We start from the raw sequence: 15,473 nt of genomic DNA, 5'->3' as shown, positions 1-15,473 counted from the left end.
TTCCCAGTCCAGAACTGCGGGCTACTGCTCGCCCATCCGCTCGCCGGCGACCCGACGCCCCTTCGTCGTCAGGTTCACTTCAGTCCGTTCTCGGAGCACGCTTATTACGTCGAGTTCGATCAGGCGGTCGAAGATTTCCTCGGTTTTCTCGACGTCGATGCCGACGAAGTTGGGGATGTCGAACGGCGAGACGCCGGAGTGCAGCGCCATGATGACCCGTTTCTCCGTCGAACTCAGGTCCAGATCGGCCTGGTTCTGCTCGGCGCTCTCTTCGAGCATCGTTCGGAGGACAGTGGCGTGAAACTCCTCGCCCGCGAGGTGCGTTTCGACGCTGATGTCGTCCTCGCTGTGCTCGACCTGAATGACCGTCCGCTCCTCGCCGCTGACCTGTTTCTCTTCGACTGTGAGGTCGCCGATGTCGGCGCGGTCGATGACAACCGCTTGCCCGTCGGCCATCGCGAGCTTCAGCGCCTCGTCGGTCACCTTGAGTCGGCCTTTCGTCCACTCGGCGGACTGGACGACGCCGCCTTTCAGTGCCGGGTGTTGAACCAGCACGATTGCGCCGTCGAGACTCGCCCGGTAAAAATCGGTCTCGAACGCCTCGTGGTTCGACGCCGATACGAGGATGACGTCCTCACCGACGTAGAGGGCGACGTAGTCGGAGACACCGGCGCTCTGCTGGTTGACGTCGAATCGGTCGGCGATACGGTCGATGTCGGTCAGTGAGATCTGTCGCTTCTCGTCGCCCAGCAGGGCGACTCGCTCGGTGGTGAGGACGATGCGACAGTTTCGCCACTCGGCGTCGGTCAGCCGCTGGCCCTGTGAGACCGCCTGAAGGAACTGCCCCTTCGTATCGGCAATCTTCTTTTCAGTGTCGCTCATGCCCCGTACCGGCCTCTCGTACATCCGTTGTCCGCAGGACTCAATATAAGTTCCGTCGCCAGTGTCGAAAGTGAGAACGGCCGACTGCACTGGCGGCCCGCTCACAGCGGAATCGTACACAATTAGATAGGATATTTTTTGCGTGCGGCGATGTATCGTCAATTGATGACACGGGGTGACGAACCGGATCGGGGACAGTCCCAGACGGGGCGAGAGACAGTCGAACCACCGGACTGGTTCGTCGAACAGGCGAACGTGACTGACCCGGCTGTCTACGACCGCTTCGAGCAGGAGTGGCCCGATTGCTGGCGCGAAGCCGCCGAGTTACTCGACTGGGCGGAGCCGTTCGAGACAGTACTCCGTGGGACGGACGGGCCACCGTTCGAGTGGTTCTCCGGTGGCCGATTAAACGCCGCATACAACTGCCTCGACCGGCACCTCCCTGAGCGGAAGAACCAACTCGCACTGGTCTGGGAGGGCCACCTCGGCGAATCCCGCACCTACACCTACCTCGAACTGTACCGGGAGGTCAACGCCTTCGCTGCGGCACTGCGGGACCGCGGCGTCGGCACGGACGACGTGGTGACGCTGTACCTGCCGATGGTACCCGAACTCCCGGTCGCGATGCTGGCCTGCGCACGCCTTGGCGTGCCACACAACGTCGTCTTCGCCGGGTTCTCCGCAGACGCGCTGGCGACGCGAATGGAGCGGGCCGAGTCGGAGTACCTCATCACCTGTGACGGCTACTACCGCCGCGGCAGCGCCGTCGCACAAAAGAACAAGGCCGATAACGCACGAATCGCCGTCGACCACGACGTATCGGTCGTGGTGCTCGACCGACTGGGCCGTGACGTGCATTTAGGCGACGACTACGACGACTATCACGACCTGCTAGCGGCCCACGAGGGGGCCGAAGTCGAGCCCGTCTCGCGGGCTGCGGACGACCCACTCTTTCGTATCTACACGTCGGGGACGACCGGCCAGCCGAAGGCCGTCACGCACACGACCGGTGGCTATCTCGCACACGTCGCCTGGACCGCCCAGTCAGTTCTCGACATCAAGCCCGAGGACACGTACTGGTGTTCGGCCGACATCGGCTGGATCACCGGCCACTCCTACATCGTCTACGGCCCGCTCGCGCTCGGAACGACAACAGTGCTGTACAACGGCACGGCGGATCACCCCAACAAGGACCAGCTGTGGAAGCTCATCGAAAAGTACGCCGTCGATGTGTTCTACACCGCACCGACGGCCGTCCGCGCGTTCATGAAGTGGGGCGAGGAGTACCCCGCGAAGCACGACCTCTCCAGCCTGCGCCTGCTGGGCACCGTCGGCGAACCGATGGACGCGAGCGCCTGGGAGTGGTATCGCGAACACATCGGCGGCGGCGAGTGCCCGGTTGTCGACACCTGGTGGCAGACCGAAACCGGCGCGGTGCTCGTGTCGACGCTGCCCGGCGTCGACGAAATGAAACCCGGGGCCGCGGGAACGCCGCTACCGGGAATCGAGGCGTCCGTCGTCGACCGCACTGGTGCGGTCGCCGAGCCGGACACGGCCGGCGAGCTCGTCGTGACGCGACCCTGGCCGGGGATGCCGCGGGCACTGCTCGACGGGACAGGCTGGGGTAGCGTCCCGGACAACGCCAAAGAGTGGCGTTACTACCCCGAAGACAGCGTCTCAGTCGACGATAACGGCTACATCACGTTCCTCGGCCGGATCGACGACGCCATCAACGTCGCCGGCCGGCGGTTCAGCACCAAGGAACTGGAGTCGACGGTCGCCGGCGTTACCGGCGTCGCCGAAGCTGCCGTCGTCGGTGCCGACGACGAGACGACCGGAACAGCGGTGTACGCGTTCGCCTCCCCGGAAGACGGCTACGCCGAGAGTGAACTCCGGGCGGCCATCGAAGACGCTATCGTCAACGCTATCGGCGGTATCGCTCGCCCCAAGGAGATCGTGTTCACGCCCGACCTCCCCAAAACACGGTCGGGCAAAGTTATGCGCCGCCTGCTGACCGCAGTGGCGAACGACGAGGAACTGGGCGACACCAGCGCGCTACGTAACCCCGAAATCCTCGGCGAGATCCAGTCGACGACGAGACGGAAGTAAGCTATTTCGTATTTTTCTATATCTCCGAAGTGCGCCAGCGGCAGCGGTGTCTTTACTGACCGTTTTACCATCTCCTTCTCGTTGGAATCGGCGCGCTGGTCGCAATACTTATTTCGATATTCTGTGAATCTCCGAAACATATGGATGGCGAAGCGGACCGTATCGGTGAGCGAGGGTACGAACAGCTCCGGCGGGCGGCCGAGACACACCGGTCCGATCTCGTGCTCCGGCTCGGTGCGGAGGTCGGACTCCGCCCAGCAGAGATGACCGCCGTACGGCTGGCCGATATCATCGAGTTCGAGGGATATCGCCTGCTGGCTGTTCGGGAGGACGGCGACGTGGTCCGCGAGACGTACCTCCCGGATTCAGTCGAACACGACATGCGGAAATACGCGAACGCGGCCGGAACGGACGACGACGAGCCGCTGTTTTCCGTCTCTCCGCGTCGGCTCCAGATGCTGGTCAGCGAGGTAGCCGACCGAGCCGCTGAGACGACACCACACCTGAAGGAGGTTTCATCACGCGACCTCCGATGGCGGTTCGCGGCGAGCCTGCTTGACGATGGCGTTCCGCCAGACATCGTCTGTACACTCGGCGGCTGGGACCGACTCGACCGGCTGGACCCGCTGCTTGACGAACCAGACCGCGAAACCATCGTCGCGGCCGTCGACGGGTCCGGCGGGCAGGCGTCCGCAAGCGAGCCGCAACGAACCGTTGACTGGATTACGGCGGTCAGCGAGGCGCTTGCGGCCGCAGCGACGAGTGACGCGATCGTGACAACGGTCTGTGACCACCTGACAGAGACAGCGGGTTTCGAGTTCGCCTGGCTCGCCGACCGGACCGGTGATGGACTGACACCGCGCGCGACGGCAGAGATTTCGGAAGCGGCTGTCGAGCAGCAGATCGAGTCCCACATCGAGTCAGTCACCGCTTCGCTTGAGGTGGGCGAGGTTCGTGTCGTCGACGACAGCACCGGTCCGGTCGCGCTAGTCCCGCTTGTCAGGGAAAATACCGTTTCCGGTGTCATTGGGATCGGTGCCAGCGAGGAGCTTACCCATGCGGAACGCGCCGTACTGTCCGCACTCGGCGTCCAGGTCGGCCACGCGCAGGTCGCCGCCGAACGCAAACGGCTCCTGCTTGCCGACACGGTGACCGAGCTGGAGTTTCACTGTGGGGACGAGCGAACCTTTACCGCCGGCGTCTCCGAGGCGCTACAGTGTACGGTCGAACTGTCCGGCGTCGTCCCCGTTGGGGGTCAATCGCTGCTGTATTATCTGATGGTCGAAGGCGCCTCGGCCGACGCGATACTCTCGTATGCGGACGACGACGACGGCGTGACCGACGCCAGGCTCCTCGAAGAGCACAGCGACGGCGTGTTGCTGGAGGTCGTCGTCACCGACACGCCAGCACTCCAACTGGTGGAGAGCGGCGGGCGCATCCGGTCTGTGACAGCTACTGACGGTGTCGCGACTATCGCAGTCGAACTCCCCGGTGAGGCCGATATCAGACCAACGGTCAATGCCGTCACCGACGCCTACAGGGAGACATCGTTAGCAGCGAAGCGAGAGACGGAGCGCCCGGCCGAGACGGACACCGGGTTCCGCGACCGTCTTGCCGACACCCTCTCAGACCGCCAAGAGACCGTTCTCCAGGCGGCCTACCACAGCGGCTATTTCGAGTGGCCTCGCGGCTCGACCGCTGAGGAGCTAGCGGACTCGCTGGACGTCTCGTCGCCGACGTTGCACAACCACCTCAGGAAGGCACAGCAGAAGGTTCTAACCGCGTTTTTCGACGACCGGCCGGCTGAGCCGCGACGGCCGACCGACAACTGAAACCCTGTTTCATGTTATCGTAGTTAGACCCCCTGTTTATATGGCCGCTATGAAATATCGATGATAGACCATGTCAGATGAAGATGTCCAGCTAGAAGCGCGGCTTGCGGAGCAGGAGGTTTTCGAGCCTCCGGAGTCGTTCGTCGAGCAGGCGAACGTGACAGACGAGGGTATCTACGACGAGTTCGAGGAAAACTGGCCGGAGTGCTGGGAGGGAGCCGCCGACCTCCTCGACTGGGAGGAGGACTACGATCAGGTACTCGACGACTCGAACCCGCCGTTCTACGAGTGGTTTACGGACGGCACACTGAACGCCTCGGCGAACTGCCTGGACCGGCACCTCGACGAGCGCGGCGATGAAGCCGCTATCGAATGGGTCGGCGAACCGGTCGAAGAAGACAACATCACCTACACCTACGAGGAACTTCACCGGAAAGTCAACGAGTTCGCGGCCGGCCTGCGGGAGATGGGCGTCGGCGAGGATGATGTCGTGACGATGTATATGCCGATGATTCCACAGCTCCCCATCGCCATGCTGGCCTGTGCCCGCATCGGCGCGCCCCACTCCGTCGTATTCGCCGGCTTCTCCGCGGACGCGCTCGCGACGCGGATGGACGCCGCCGACTCGGAGTATCTTGTCACCTGCGATGGCTACTACCGCCGCGGTGACCCGCTCGACCATCTCGACAAAGCCAACGAAGGACTGAGCGGTGTCGACCACAAGGTCGAACGCGCTATCGTCGCCGAGCGCCTGATGGACGGTGACGGCTTCGACCACGACTACGCGGACAATCAGGTCGCCTTCGAGGACGTCATCGTGGACAATGAGGGCGCAACGGTCGACCCGGTCGACCGCGACGCCGAGGATATGCTGTTCCTCATGTACACCTCCGGAACCACCGGGAAACCGAAGGGTGTCAAGCACTCCACTGGCGGCTACCTCGCCTGGGCGGCCTGGACCTCCCAGGCAGTGCTCGACATCAAACCCGAGGACACGTACTTCTGTTCGGCCGACATCGGCTGGATTACCGGCCACTCCTACATCGTCTACGGCCCGCTCGCGCTCGGGACGACGACGATGATGTACGAGGGGACCCCGGACTACCCCGACAAGGACCGCCTCTGGGACATCGTCGAGGAGTACGAGGCCGACCAGCTCTACACCGCGCCGACGGCCATCCGCGCGTTCATGAAGTGGGGCAAGGAATACCCCGAAAAACACGACCTCTCCAGCCTGCGCCTGCTGGGCACCGTCGGCGAGCCGATCAACCCCCGGGCCTGGAAATGGTACTACAAACACATTGGCAACGAGGAGTGTCCCGTCGTCGACACCTGGTGGCAGACCGAGACCGGCGGCATGATGATAACGACGCTGCCCGGGATCAAAGACATGAAACCCGGGTCGGCCGGCCCGCCGCTGCCGGGCAACGACGTGCGCATTGTCGACACTGAAGGCGAAGAGGTCGAACCCGGCCGTGCCGGTTACCTGACCGTCGACAAGCCGTGGCCCGGGATGCTCCGGACGCTGTACAAGAACGACGAACGTTTCATCAACGAGTACTGGGCGGAGTACTCGGACACCGACAGCGACGACTCCGACGACTGGGTGTACTTCCCCGAAGACGGCGCGAAAATCGACGATGACGGCTACATCACCGTGCTGGGACGGGTCGACGACGTGATCAACGTCTCCGGCCACCGCCTCGGGACGATGGAGATCGAGAGTGCCATCGTCGGCGTGGAAGGTGTCGCTGAAGCCGCCGTCGTCGGTGGCGACCACGACATCAAGGGCGAGGCGGTGTACGCGTACGTCATTACCGAGGACGGCTACGAAGAGGACGAGGAGCTTCGAAGCGCGATTATCGACGGTGTTGAGGACGCTATCGGACCGATTGCCCGGCCGGAAGCCGTCATCTTCACGCCCGAGCTGCCGAAGACCCGCTCCGGGAAAATCATGCGCCGCCTGCTAGAAGACATCGCGAACGGCGAAGAACTGGGCGATACGAGTACGCTACGAAACCCTGATGTCGTCAGTGATATCGAGACCAAGGTTCAGGGAGACTGAGCCGTAGCGGCGAACAGCACCACGAATTTTCAACCTATCAACCCATGTCAAGAGACACGCCTGCGGACCGAGAAGAGTCAACTATCCAACCAGAAAGTGGCGCTGACGACGACCACGACGACATCGACTACCTCGACAGGGAGGTGAACCTGCTACGGCCGAGCACGCCGTTTATGCGGGACCACCTGAAGATCATCTGGAGTAGTTTCCTGCTCTGGGCGCTGGTCGTGTTCGGCCCGGTGACGCTGACCGCACTCGCGCCGGAGATGATGACCGTGCAGACGCCCCTGTTCGGTTTTCCGCTGCACTATTTCCTCGTCTCGTTCGGTGCACCCACGGGCGCGCTCATTCTGGCGGTCGTCTACACGCGCTACCGGGACCGGCTCGACCAGAAGTACGGCATCGATTCCGAGTCCGTCGAAAACACGGCTCCCGAGGCGGGCGAGCCAGCAGCCACTGACGGAGGTGTCGAGCAGTGACAGTCCCGCTACAGGCCGATGCGCTCGACATCTCGTTCAAGCTCGTCCCGGCGATCATCGTCTTCCTGATGATGGCGTCGTTCCTCGTCATCGGCTACGTGTTCAAGGTGGCCGACACCGAGGGGATGTGGGTCGCGGGCCGCGGCATCGGCAACATCGAGAACGGGATGGCCATCGGCGCGAACTGGATGTCCGCGGCTTCGTATCTGGGACTCGCCGGGCTGGTCGCGCTCTCTGGCTTCTACGGGCTGGCGTTCATCGTCGGCTGGACGACCGGCTACTTCGTCCTGCTCATCTTCCTGGCGGCGCAGATGCGGCGGTTCGGAAAGTACACCGCGCCGGACTTCGTGGGTGACCGGTTCAACTCACCGACTGCCCGCGCGCTGGCCGCGTTCACCACGCTGCTCATCGCGTACGTCTACTCCGTCGGGCAGGCCCGCGGCATGGGACTGGTCGGGCAGTACGTCTTCGGGCTCGACATCATTCCGATGATCGTCGTGATGATGACGATCACCGTCGGCTACCTCGCGCTCTCGGGGATGTTGGGCGCGACCAAGAACATGGCCGTCCAGTACACGATCCTCATCGTCGCGTTCCTCGCGGGCGTGTACGTCGTCGGCTTCTCGCAGGGATACTCGACGGTGCTCCCGCAGATCGAGTACGGCGCACTGATCGCAGACCTCGGACGCGAGTTCTCCGCGCCGTTCGTGAACCAGCCGTTCTACCTCTGGATCGCGACGGCGTTCTCGCTCATTGTTGGGACCTGTGGCCTCCCGCACGTCCTCGTCCGATTCTACACGGTCAGAAGCGAGCGCGTCGCTCGCTGGTCCTGCGTGTGGGGGCTGTTCTTCATCCTCCTGCTCTACTGGGCGTCGCCCGCGATGGCGGCCTTCGGCGTCGACCTCTTCCAGACGACGACGGGCGCGAGCGCCTACGCCGCGGAAGGCGGCATGTCCGGCGCTGAAGGCGACGTGATCGTCGTGCTCGCCGCGCAGTTCGCGAACCTCCCGACGTGGTTCGTCGGCCTCGTGGCGGCCGGTGCGATGGCTGCTGCTATCGCGACGACGGCTGGCCTGTTCATCACAGCCTCCTCCGCGGTCGCACACGACATCTACACCGAGCTAATTAATCCCGACGCGACCCAGCGACAGCAGGTGCTCATCGGTCGCGGGACGATCATCGGCATGGGCGCGCTGGTGACGGTGACCGCGTTCAACCCACCGGCGCTCATCGGCGAACTGGTCGCTTACGCGTTCTCACTGGCCGGCGTCGTCCTGTTCCCGATGTTCTTCCTCGGCCTCTGGTGGGAGAACACGAACCGTCAGGGCGCACTGGCCGGGATGGTGCTCGGCCTGCTCATCTGGATTACCTCGATTATCAACAGCGTCCTGCCGAACTACATCGGCGCGCTCGGCACAGCCGCTGGAGAGAGCGGCGCGCTCGTCCCGATATACGCCCAGTACGTCCCGCCCATCGGCGCTGCGCTGATCGGGACGCCGGTCGTGTTCATCGTGACCATCGCCGTCTCGCTGGCGACGCCGGAGCCGCCGCTGGAGACGAAGAAAATGGTTCGACAGTGTCACAGCCCCGAACCGATGGGACAGCAGGAAACCGCCGCAGACGTCGTCGGCGACAACACCGGCGGCGGCACCCCCGCGGACGACTAAACCAATGTACGACAATATCCTCGTTCCGACCGACGGCAGCGAAACCGCCGAAAATGCGGTCGATCAGGCAGTCGATCTCGCCTCGAAGTACGGCGCGACGGTCCATGCGCTGTACGTCGTCGACGTCGACGCCACCAGCTACTCGCTGGGGACAGAGCAGGTCGACCGTATCCGACAGGGGAACTTGGAGGAGATGACAGAGGTCAAATCCGACGCAGACGAAGCCACCGGCTACGTCCGCGACCGCGCCGCCGAGCACGGCGTCGACGTGGAAGAACACATCACTGCTGGCGAACCGGCCCGCGCCATCCGAAAGTTCGTCGAGGACAACGATATCGACCTCGTCGTGATGGGGTCCCACGGCCGCTCGGGCCTCAAACGTGTCATCCTCGGTAGCGTCACGGAGAAGGTGCTGCGCCGGACGCGACTGCCGGTGCTCGTCGTCGACGTCCACGGCGAGACGGATATCGAGGCGTGAATAGCATGGGACAGAACCGACTACGACCGCCATGGATGGTGCGAGGGGACCGATGAGCGTCGTCGACACCCTCCGCGACCACGTGCGAGACCACAAACGGGGTATGTTCGTCGACCTCGTGTTCGCTATCGCCTGGGTGACTGCGGTGAGCGTCATCTTCGATCTGCTATCGGCTCCACAGTGGGCTTACTACCTGACGCTTGCCGCTGGCGTCGTCGCGTACTACGGCTTCTTCTGGTCGCTTGAGGTGGCGATGGAACAGCAGTAGTCCACCCTCCGTTTTTCACGATTGCGACTGATTCACAGTCAGTTCACGACTCCCATGTGAAATATATTCAGACAGTGGCCGAACCACCGCTTTACCCGTGCTATCCAAGCATCCCTCCATTCTCAAGCCCGGCGAATTTCCGCCCTGCCGGTAGTAATAATACCATGTAGGTGCATTGACTTCTTCGACGGCAGCAGTCGCTGTTGAGTCAGCAATGATATACGAAAGTTCGACGGGAGAGTACTACAGTGGTCTCGACATCTGGATGCGCTTCGAGTCGGGGTTCTGGGAGCCACACGATTGGAGTCAAGCGACAGGACAGGAGTGGGTACAGACCGAGGCTGGCGAAGTCCTCACGCTGACGCCAGTCCCGGAGTCAGAACTCCCGGACGGAGTGTCAGTGACGGAGGCCGAGGACGTCGAGTACCTGCCCGAGTAACGGCGGCGAGACGGGAGCGGCCCGCGAGTCCGTCTGAACTGCCTGTGCCACAGCAAGACTGGCAGGGAAACCGCCACTGCGGGTCACACTGGCCGTACCGTCCGTTCTGTGGCGCGTAGCGCCACACTACTGCTCACGGGTCGCGCTGCTCCCCGTTCGCTATCCAAGGGCCGCTCACTACGTTCGCGCCCCTCTCTACTTCTCACTCATTGCTTCGCTCGCCATGTTCCGCCCCTGCGCGTTCAGCGCGACTTCGGTCCGAACCCGGACCTCGTCAACCGCACCAATCTCAAGCAGTTTCTGATAGATTTCCTCGACCTCGTCAGGCGTGGTTCCGACGAAATCAGACATTTCAAACGGAGAGACGCCGGAGTACAGCGCCATCAACACCTGGCTCTCCATCTCTGAGAGTTCGTAATCGTCCTCGCGGTCCTCAATAACGCGGGTAAACAGCGTCTTCAGCGCCCGCGTGTGGTGGTCCATCCCCGAAATGTGGGTTTCGACGCTACGGTCCTGGTCGTCAGTGTGTTCGACCTCAATGACCTCTCGCTCCTGACCCATCACCGTACTGGTCCCGGTTTCGATAGTGCCGACATCCTCGATTTCGAAGGACATACTCTTGCCGCCGGGGAACTGGAGGCGGATGATGTCGTCGTCCAGTTGAAACCGCGCTTTGCTCCACTCGGCGTCCTCCTGAACGACACCGCCGACGACCGCTTGCTGTCGCGCGAGAATGACCTCGCCCTGCAGCGTCGCGCGAACGTACTCCGTCTCGAAGTCGTCCAGATTCGGCGTATCGACGAGAAGGACGTTATTGCCCACCTCCAGCGCAGTTGCGCCGCCAGTTCCACCGTCGGGAACCAGATCGTCGGGGTTCGACGGGAGGGTGATGTTTGAGTGCGGAATGGGCTGTTTCGAGCCGTTCGTCGCCAGAATGAGTCGCTTGTTGGTGACGATAAGTCGACAGGAGCGCCACTTCGGGTCGGTCACCGTGTCGCCGTCGCGGACGACGTACTGGAAGTCCCCCGACGTGTCGACTAGCTTGCGTTCGTCACCACTCATAGCCGCTGATATTAGAGATTTGACGCCGAAGGGTAAATAAGTTCCAGCACCGCTCTCACAGCGCGACGAGCAACCCACCGACGACGCCGAGACCGCCGAACACTGTACAGACCGCCCAGAACGGGACCTGCCGCACCAGTCGGACCAGCGCGTCGACGGTGAGGTAGCCGACGACAGCGCTCACGACAAGCGCGACGACAGCTGGCAGCGGGTCGATTGCGGGGACGCCGTCGTCGACGAGAACCAGTGCGTTGGCAGCGAGCGCAGCCGGAATCGACAGCAGAAACGAGAGCCGAAGCGACGACTCGCCCTCGTGGCCCCGGAGCAACAGCGCGCTTACCGTCGTCCCGGACCGGGAGACGCCAGGGAGGATGGCCAGTCCCTGCAACACGCCGACCAGAACGGCGTCGAGCCCGTCCGGAACCTCACGCTCGCCCAGTGACAGCGCCGCGGCGAAGCGCTGGAGGAGGCCGGTGATGACGAGCAGGCCGCCGACCAGCGCCAGAAAGAGACCACCCTCAAGCTCCGAAACGGCCGCGTCGAGAGCTAGATACGCGGGGAGACCGGTGACAGCGGTCGCCGCCGTCGCGATGACGATAAACGAGAGATCCGCCGTCTCGTCGGCGAACGGCCGGCGAGAGAGTTCCCGGATCGAATGGAGGATAGTTCGGACCTCGGTGCGGTAGTAGGCCGTGGCCGCGACCGCCGTCCCGGCGTGGAGAAAGAGTGCGAGGCGGGTCGCAGAAGCGGGTGAGACGCCTGTGACCACCGTCGACGCGAGGGCAACGCCGCCCTCGCTGGAGACCGGAATCCACTCCAGCACCCCTTGCAGCAGGCCCAGCAGAATAGCGACGAGAATCGGGTTCATACCCACGGAGCGGACGCCGCGGGACAAAGGCCGTTCGGTTCGGGCCGTCGACGTGGCAGTATATATAGCCCCGGTGTCCAAGCGGGGGTATGCAACTGGGAAGCGAGGTGGTAGACCTGCTGTCAGGACTGCCAGCCTGGCAGGGGTTTCTGGTGCTCGTCGGTAGCGGCGTCGCGCTCGCACTGGTCATCCGCGTCCTCGGTGACCGACTGCTCAAGCGGGTCACGCCTCACATCGAGGGCGACATCGACGACATAGTTTTCCGTGGAATTCACACCGCCGTGTACGTCACAGTCGGCCTCGGCGGTGCGTACGCCGGCGCGCAGATTTACGACATTCGCCCGGCCATCGCTGTCTCGCTGGAGGCCGGGACGCTCTCGCTGGTCGTCATCGTCTGGATGGTGACACTGCTTCGAATCGGTCGTCAGGCGTCCGCCATCGCGACAGATTCAGCATACATCGACCGCCAGATGGTCCCCATCCTCCAGAACGTCTGGAGCGCACTCATCTCGGGCGGAGGCGTCCTACTTTTGTTGATTCTGTGGGACATCGACGTGACGCCGCTGCTGGCTTCGGCGGGGATTATGGGCATCATCGTCGGGCTGGCGGCCCGGGACACACTGGCGAACTTCTTCGGCTCGCTGTCGCTGTACCTCGACGGGACATACGCAGTCGGCGATTTCGTCGTTCTCGAAACTGGCGAACGCGGCCGCGTCGAGGATATCTCCGTCCGGTCGACGGTCATCCGCACCCGCGATGATATCCTTGTCACCGTCCCGAACTCGAAACTCAACAACGCCGCCATCGTCAACGAGTCGACGCCGCGGCGCAAGCGCCGGATTCGCGTCCCCGTCGGCGTCGCCTACGGGACGGATATCGACCGGGTCGAGGAGATCCTTCTGGAACTGGCCGAAGCCGAGGACCTCGTACAGGAGCGCCCGAACCCGCGGGTCCGGTTCCGGGAGTTCGGCGACTCAGCGCTGAACTTCGAACTGCTGTGCTGGGTCAGTAATCCGGCTCTGACAGCTCGGGCGACTCACGAACTCAACAGCGCGATCTACAAGCGGTTCCGGGCAGAGGATATCGATATCCCGTTCCCCCAGCGGTCGATCTCCATCTCGGCCAAGGAGATTCCGGGCGAACTGTTCGACCAATCGCCGCCGACGGGCGCGGATGACGAGACCGTTACCGGGGAGTGAGGCCGACTCTCTCCCACGACCGAGAGGTCGAAACGCAATTACGGGGGCGACGCGTCGGCTCAGGCAATGAGCATACTTGAGGACGCCCGTGCGGCGCTTGCCACCGGGCCGCTGTGTGATTCCTGTCTCGGCCGGCTCTTCGCCGACCGGAGTTTCGGGCTGGCCAATGCCGAACGGGGCCACGCCCTGCGGGTGACGCTCGCGCTTGCAGACGACGACCCCTTCGAGGAAAGCGAGGACTGCTGGGTCTGTGAGGGTGAGTGTGACCGCTTCGACTGGTGGGCCGAGCAGGCCGCAAGCGCCGTCCGCGGTTACGAGTTCGACACCTACCAGGTCGGGACGAAGGTGCCGCCGCTACTCGAAGAGAACGACGAACTGCTCCGGGAAGACGTAGGCTTAGACCCCGACGCTGGTGAAGCGCTGAAGACCGAACTCAACCGCGAGGTCGGGAAGCGGATCGGCGACCTGACCGACGCGGAAGTGGAGTTCGGCCGTCCAGCAGTCCAGCTCACGCTCGACCTCGCAACGGACGAAGTAGAGACACACGTCAACTCAGCGTTCGTCTACGGCCGCTACCGCAAGCTCGAACGCGACATTCCCCAGACGAAGTGGCCCTGCAACGACTGCAACGGGACCGGGCTGTGGCAGGGCGAGCCCTGTGACGGCTGTGACGGCAGCGGCTACCGCTACGACGAGAGCGTCGAGCAACTGTCCGCGCCCGTCGTCCGTGAAGCGATGGACGGCGAGGAGGCCGTGTTCCACGGCGCCGGCCGTGAGGACGTGGACGCACGGATGCTCGACTCCGGCCGCCCGTTCGTCATCGAAGTGATGGAGCCGCGCAAACGCGACGTGGACGCCGACGAACTCGAAGCCGACATCAACGCCTTCGCCGACGGCAAGGTCGAAGTGACGGACCTCCAGTTGGCGACCCACGAAATGGTCGAGCGCGTCAAGGAACTGGACGCCTCGAAGACCTACCGAATGGACGTGGAGTTCGGCGACGCGGTCGACGCCGACGCCCTGCAGGACGCACTGGCAGAACTGGACGGGGCAACCATCCAGCAGGAGACGCCCCAGCGAGTGACCCACCGACGGGCCGATATCACCCGGACGCGGACGGTGTACGACGCCGAGGGCGAACTGACCGACGACCGCCACGCCGAACTCCGCATCCACGGCGAGGGCGGCCTGTACGTGAAGGAACTCGTCTCCAGCGACGAGGGGCGCACGGAGCCGAGTCTGGCCGGCCTGCTCGACACCGACGCCGTGGTGACCGCACTCGACGTGATCGACGTGCAGGGCGAGGACGAACCGTTTGCGACTGACGAGTTCCTCAAAGAGTAGCGCGCTGGGACGCCGTCCAATCGGAAGCTGTTTTTGCGCCGCCACCGAGGGGACAGCCATGCGATTCGGCGTCGACGAAGCCGGGAAAGGACCGGTATTGGGATCGATGTTCGCCGCCGCCGTTAGAGCCGACCCCGTGACCCTGCCCGATGGAGTCGGCGACTCGAAAGACATCAAGCCGGAGCGACGCGAGCGACTCGACGAGGAAATCCGCGAGTCGGCAGACGCCGTCGGTGTCGCCGAGGTCCCGGTCGAACGCATCGACGCCGACGAGACGGACATGAACACACTGACCGTCGATGCACAGGCAACGGCGCTCTCGACGGTGGCCCGAGACGACCTCTCGGGCACGGTCGACGCCGGCGACACCGACGCGACGCGGTTCGGTCGCCGAGTTGCAGACGCGGTCGACGCCGACGTGACCGTGACCGCGGAACACGGGGCCGACGAGACGGACACGGTGGTTGGTGCAGCCTCGATCATCGCGAAGGTGGCCCGCGACGCACACGTCGCAGAACTGGCTGCGGAGTACGGCGACGTGGGTTCGGGTTACCCCAGCGACCCGACGACGCGGGCCTTCTTGGCGGACTACGTCGATCGCCACGGCGAACTGCCCGCGTGTGCTCGCCGCTCGTGGTCGACGTGTGACGATGTGCTGGCGGCGGCGTCACAGTCGACGCTGGGCGACTTTTGAACGAGGACAGGCCGACAACGAGCGTGATGTTCTCGGAACGAACTAGTCCTGCGTAATAGGCAGAAAATAGGAACCGCCCATACTGTT

14 protein-coding genes are annotated in these 15,473 nt (G+C 63.7%); 11 read left to right on the top strand and 3 right to left on the bottom strand.

Annotated elements, in window-relative coordinates:
• Positions 1 to 21 precede the first annotated feature (21 nt).
• Positions 22 to 882: a CheF family chemotaxis protein gene (locus ACYJ11_RS09105; protein ID WP_188977716.1), complete on the bottom strand. Its 861-nt coding sequence runs from the start codon at positions 880 to 882 to the stop codon at positions 22 to 24.
• Positions 883 to 1,047: 165 nt separating this feature from the next.
• Between ACYJ11_RS09105 and acs (ACYJ11_RS09100) the strand changes: the two genes are divergently transcribed.
• The 8 genes from acs (ACYJ11_RS09100) to ACYJ11_RS09065 all read left to right on the top strand — a co-directional run bounded on the left by acs (ACYJ11_RS09100) (position 1,048) and on the right by ACYJ11_RS09065 (position 10,219).
• Positions 1,048 to 2,991: an acetate--CoA ligase gene (gene acs / locus ACYJ11_RS09100; protein WP_461647548.1), complete on the top strand. Its 1,944-nt coding sequence runs from the start codon at positions 1,048 to 1,050 to the stop codon at positions 2,989 to 2,991.
• 140 nt (positions 2,992 to 3,131) lie between these two features.
• On the top strand, positions 3,132 to 4,823 hold the full coding sequence (locus tag ACYJ11_RS09095; protein ID WP_461647547.1) for a bacterio-opsin activator domain-containing protein: 1,692 nt from the start codon (positions 3,132 to 3,134) through the stop codon (positions 4,821 to 4,823).
• Between the two features lie 70 nt (positions 4,824 to 4,893).
• A complete protein-coding gene (acs, locus tag ACYJ11_RS09090) occupies positions 4,894 to 6,888 on the top strand; it encodes an acetate--CoA ligase (RefSeq protein ID WP_461647546.1) in 1,995 nt (664 codons plus the stop codon).
• 44 nt (positions 6,889 to 6,932) lie between these two features.
• The gene (locus ACYJ11_RS09085; protein ID WP_461647545.1) at positions 6,933 to 7,367 is read left to right on the top strand and encodes a DUF4212 domain-containing protein; all 435 of its coding nucleotides are present in this window, start codon (positions 6,933 to 6,935) and stop codon (positions 7,365 to 7,367) included.
• Positions 7,364 to 9,034, top strand: coding sequence for a sodium:solute symporter family transporter (locus ACYJ11_RS09080; protein WP_461647544.1), 1,671 nt, complete (start codon positions 7,364 to 7,366; stop codon positions 9,032 to 9,034). Before ACYJ11_RS09085 ends, ACYJ11_RS09080 begins: the two co-directional genes overlap by 4 nt.
• 4 nt (positions 9,035 to 9,038) lie before the next feature.
• Positions 9,039 to 9,512 carry a universal stress protein gene (locus tag ACYJ11_RS09075; protein WP_188977704.1) on the top strand — a complete coding sequence of 158 codons (474 nt, stop codon included), beginning with the start codon at positions 9,039 to 9,041 and terminating at the stop codon, positions 9,510 to 9,512.
• A 52-nt stretch (positions 9,513 to 9,564) separates the two neighbouring features.
• Entirely contained in the window at positions 9,565 to 9,780 is a 216-nt protein-coding gene (locus ACYJ11_RS09070; protein WP_170097564.1) for a hypothetical protein, read from the top strand.
• Between the two features lie 214 nt (positions 9,781 to 9,994).
• Positions 9,995 to 10,219, top strand: coding sequence for a hypothetical protein (locus ACYJ11_RS09065; protein ID WP_005536137.1), 225 nt, complete (start codon positions 9,995 to 9,997; stop codon positions 10,217 to 10,219).
• A gap of 195 nt (positions 10,220 to 10,414) precedes the next feature.
• On the opposite strand, the gene ACYJ11_RS09060 is transcribed toward ACYJ11_RS09065, so the two are convergent.
• Together ACYJ11_RS09060 and ACYJ11_RS09055 are read right to left on the bottom strand one after the other, a co-directional pair.
• Positions 10,415 to 11,281 (bottom strand): CheF family chemotaxis protein, encoded by an 867-nt coding sequence (locus ACYJ11_RS09060; RefSeq protein ID WP_188977702.1) that lies wholly within the window; start codon positions 11,279 to 11,281, stop codon positions 10,415 to 10,417.
• A 55-nt stretch (positions 11,282 to 11,336) separates the two neighbouring features.
• On the bottom strand, positions 11,337 to 12,149 hold the full coding sequence (locus ACYJ11_RS09055) for an undecaprenyl-diphosphate phosphatase (RefSeq protein WP_461647543.1): 813 nt from the start codon (positions 12,147 to 12,149) through the stop codon (positions 11,337 to 11,339).
• An 89-nt stretch (positions 12,150 to 12,238) separates the two neighbouring features.
• Between ACYJ11_RS09055 and ACYJ11_RS09050 the strand changes: the two genes are divergently transcribed.
• The 3 genes from ACYJ11_RS09050 (at position 12,239) to rnhB (ending at position 15,386) form a co-directional block, all read left to right on the top strand.
• Positions 12,239 to 13,348, top strand: a complete 1,110-nt coding sequence (locus ACYJ11_RS09050) for a mechanosensitive ion channel family protein (RefSeq protein WP_461647542.1) — start codon at positions 12,239 to 12,241, stop codon at positions 13,346 to 13,348.
• 66 nt (positions 13,349 to 13,414) lie between these two features.
• A complete protein-coding gene (locus tag ACYJ11_RS09045; protein ID WP_461647541.1) occupies positions 13,415 to 14,692 on the top strand; it encodes a tRNA pseudouridine(54/55) synthase Pus10 in 1,278 nt (425 codons plus the stop codon).
• Positions 14,693 to 14,750: 58 nt separating this feature from the next.
• Entirely contained in the window at positions 14,751 to 15,386 is a 636-nt protein-coding gene (gene rnhB, locus ACYJ11_RS09040; RefSeq protein WP_461647540.1) for a ribonuclease HII, read from the top strand.
• The last annotated feature ends 87 nt before the right edge of the window (positions 15,387 to 15,473 follow it).

It is taken from the genome of Haloarcula sp. H-GB5 (genome assembly GCF_054850705.1).
Note: the sequence above shows the minus strand (reverse complement) of the source record. Positions and strands in the feature narration are given on the sequence as shown.

Bases quoted from the DNA above. Each gene is read 5' to 3' on its own strand.
- acs (WP_461647548.1), top strand. From the start codon at position 1,048: ATGACACGGGGTGACGAACCGGATCGGGGACAGTCCCAGACGGGGCGA.
- acs (WP_461647546.1), top strand. From the start codon at position 4,894: ATGTCAGATGAAGATGTCCAGCTAGAAGCGCGGCTTGCGGAGCAGGAG.
- ACYJ11_RS09050 (WP_461647542.1), top strand. From the start codon at position 12,239: ATGCAACTGGGAAGCGAGGTGGTAGACCTGCTGTCAGGACTGCCAGCC.
- ACYJ11_RS09085 (WP_461647545.1), top strand. From the start codon at position 6,933: ATGTCAAGAGACACGCCTGCGGACCGAGAAGAGTCAACTATCCAACCA.
- ACYJ11_RS09045 (WP_461647541.1), top strand. From the start codon at position 13,415: ATGAGCATACTTGAGGACGCCCGTGCGGCGCTTGCCACCGGGCCGCTG.
- ACYJ11_RS09070 (WP_170097564.1), top strand. From the start codon at position 9,565: ATGAGCGTCGTCGACACCCTCCGCGACCACGTGCGAGACCACAAACGG.
- ACYJ11_RS09060 (WP_188977702.1), bottom strand. From the start codon at position 11,281: ATGAGTGGTGACGAACGCAAGCTAGTCGACACGTCGGGGGACTTCCAG.
- ACYJ11_RS09055 (WP_461647543.1), bottom strand. From the start codon at position 12,149: ATGAACCCGATTCTCGTCGCTATTCTGCTGGGCCTGCTGCAAGGGGTG.
- ACYJ11_RS09065 (WP_005536137.1), top strand. From the start codon at position 9,995: ATGATATACGAAAGTTCGACGGGAGAGTACTACAGTGGTCTCGACATC.
- ACYJ11_RS09105 (WP_188977716.1), bottom strand. From the start codon at position 882: ATGAGCGACACTGAAAAGAAGATTGCCGATACGAAGGGGCAGTTCCTT.
- ACYJ11_RS09095 (WP_461647547.1), top strand. From the start codon at position 3,132: ATGGATGGCGAAGCGGACCGTATCGGTGAGCGAGGGTACGAACAGCTC.
- ACYJ11_RS09075 (WP_188977704.1), top strand. From the start codon at position 9,039: ATGTACGACAATATCCTCGTTCCGACCGACGGCAGCGAAACCGCCGAA.
- rnhB (WP_461647540.1), top strand. From the start codon at position 14,751: ATGCGATTCGGCGTCGACGAAGCCGGGAAAGGACCGGTATTGGGATCG.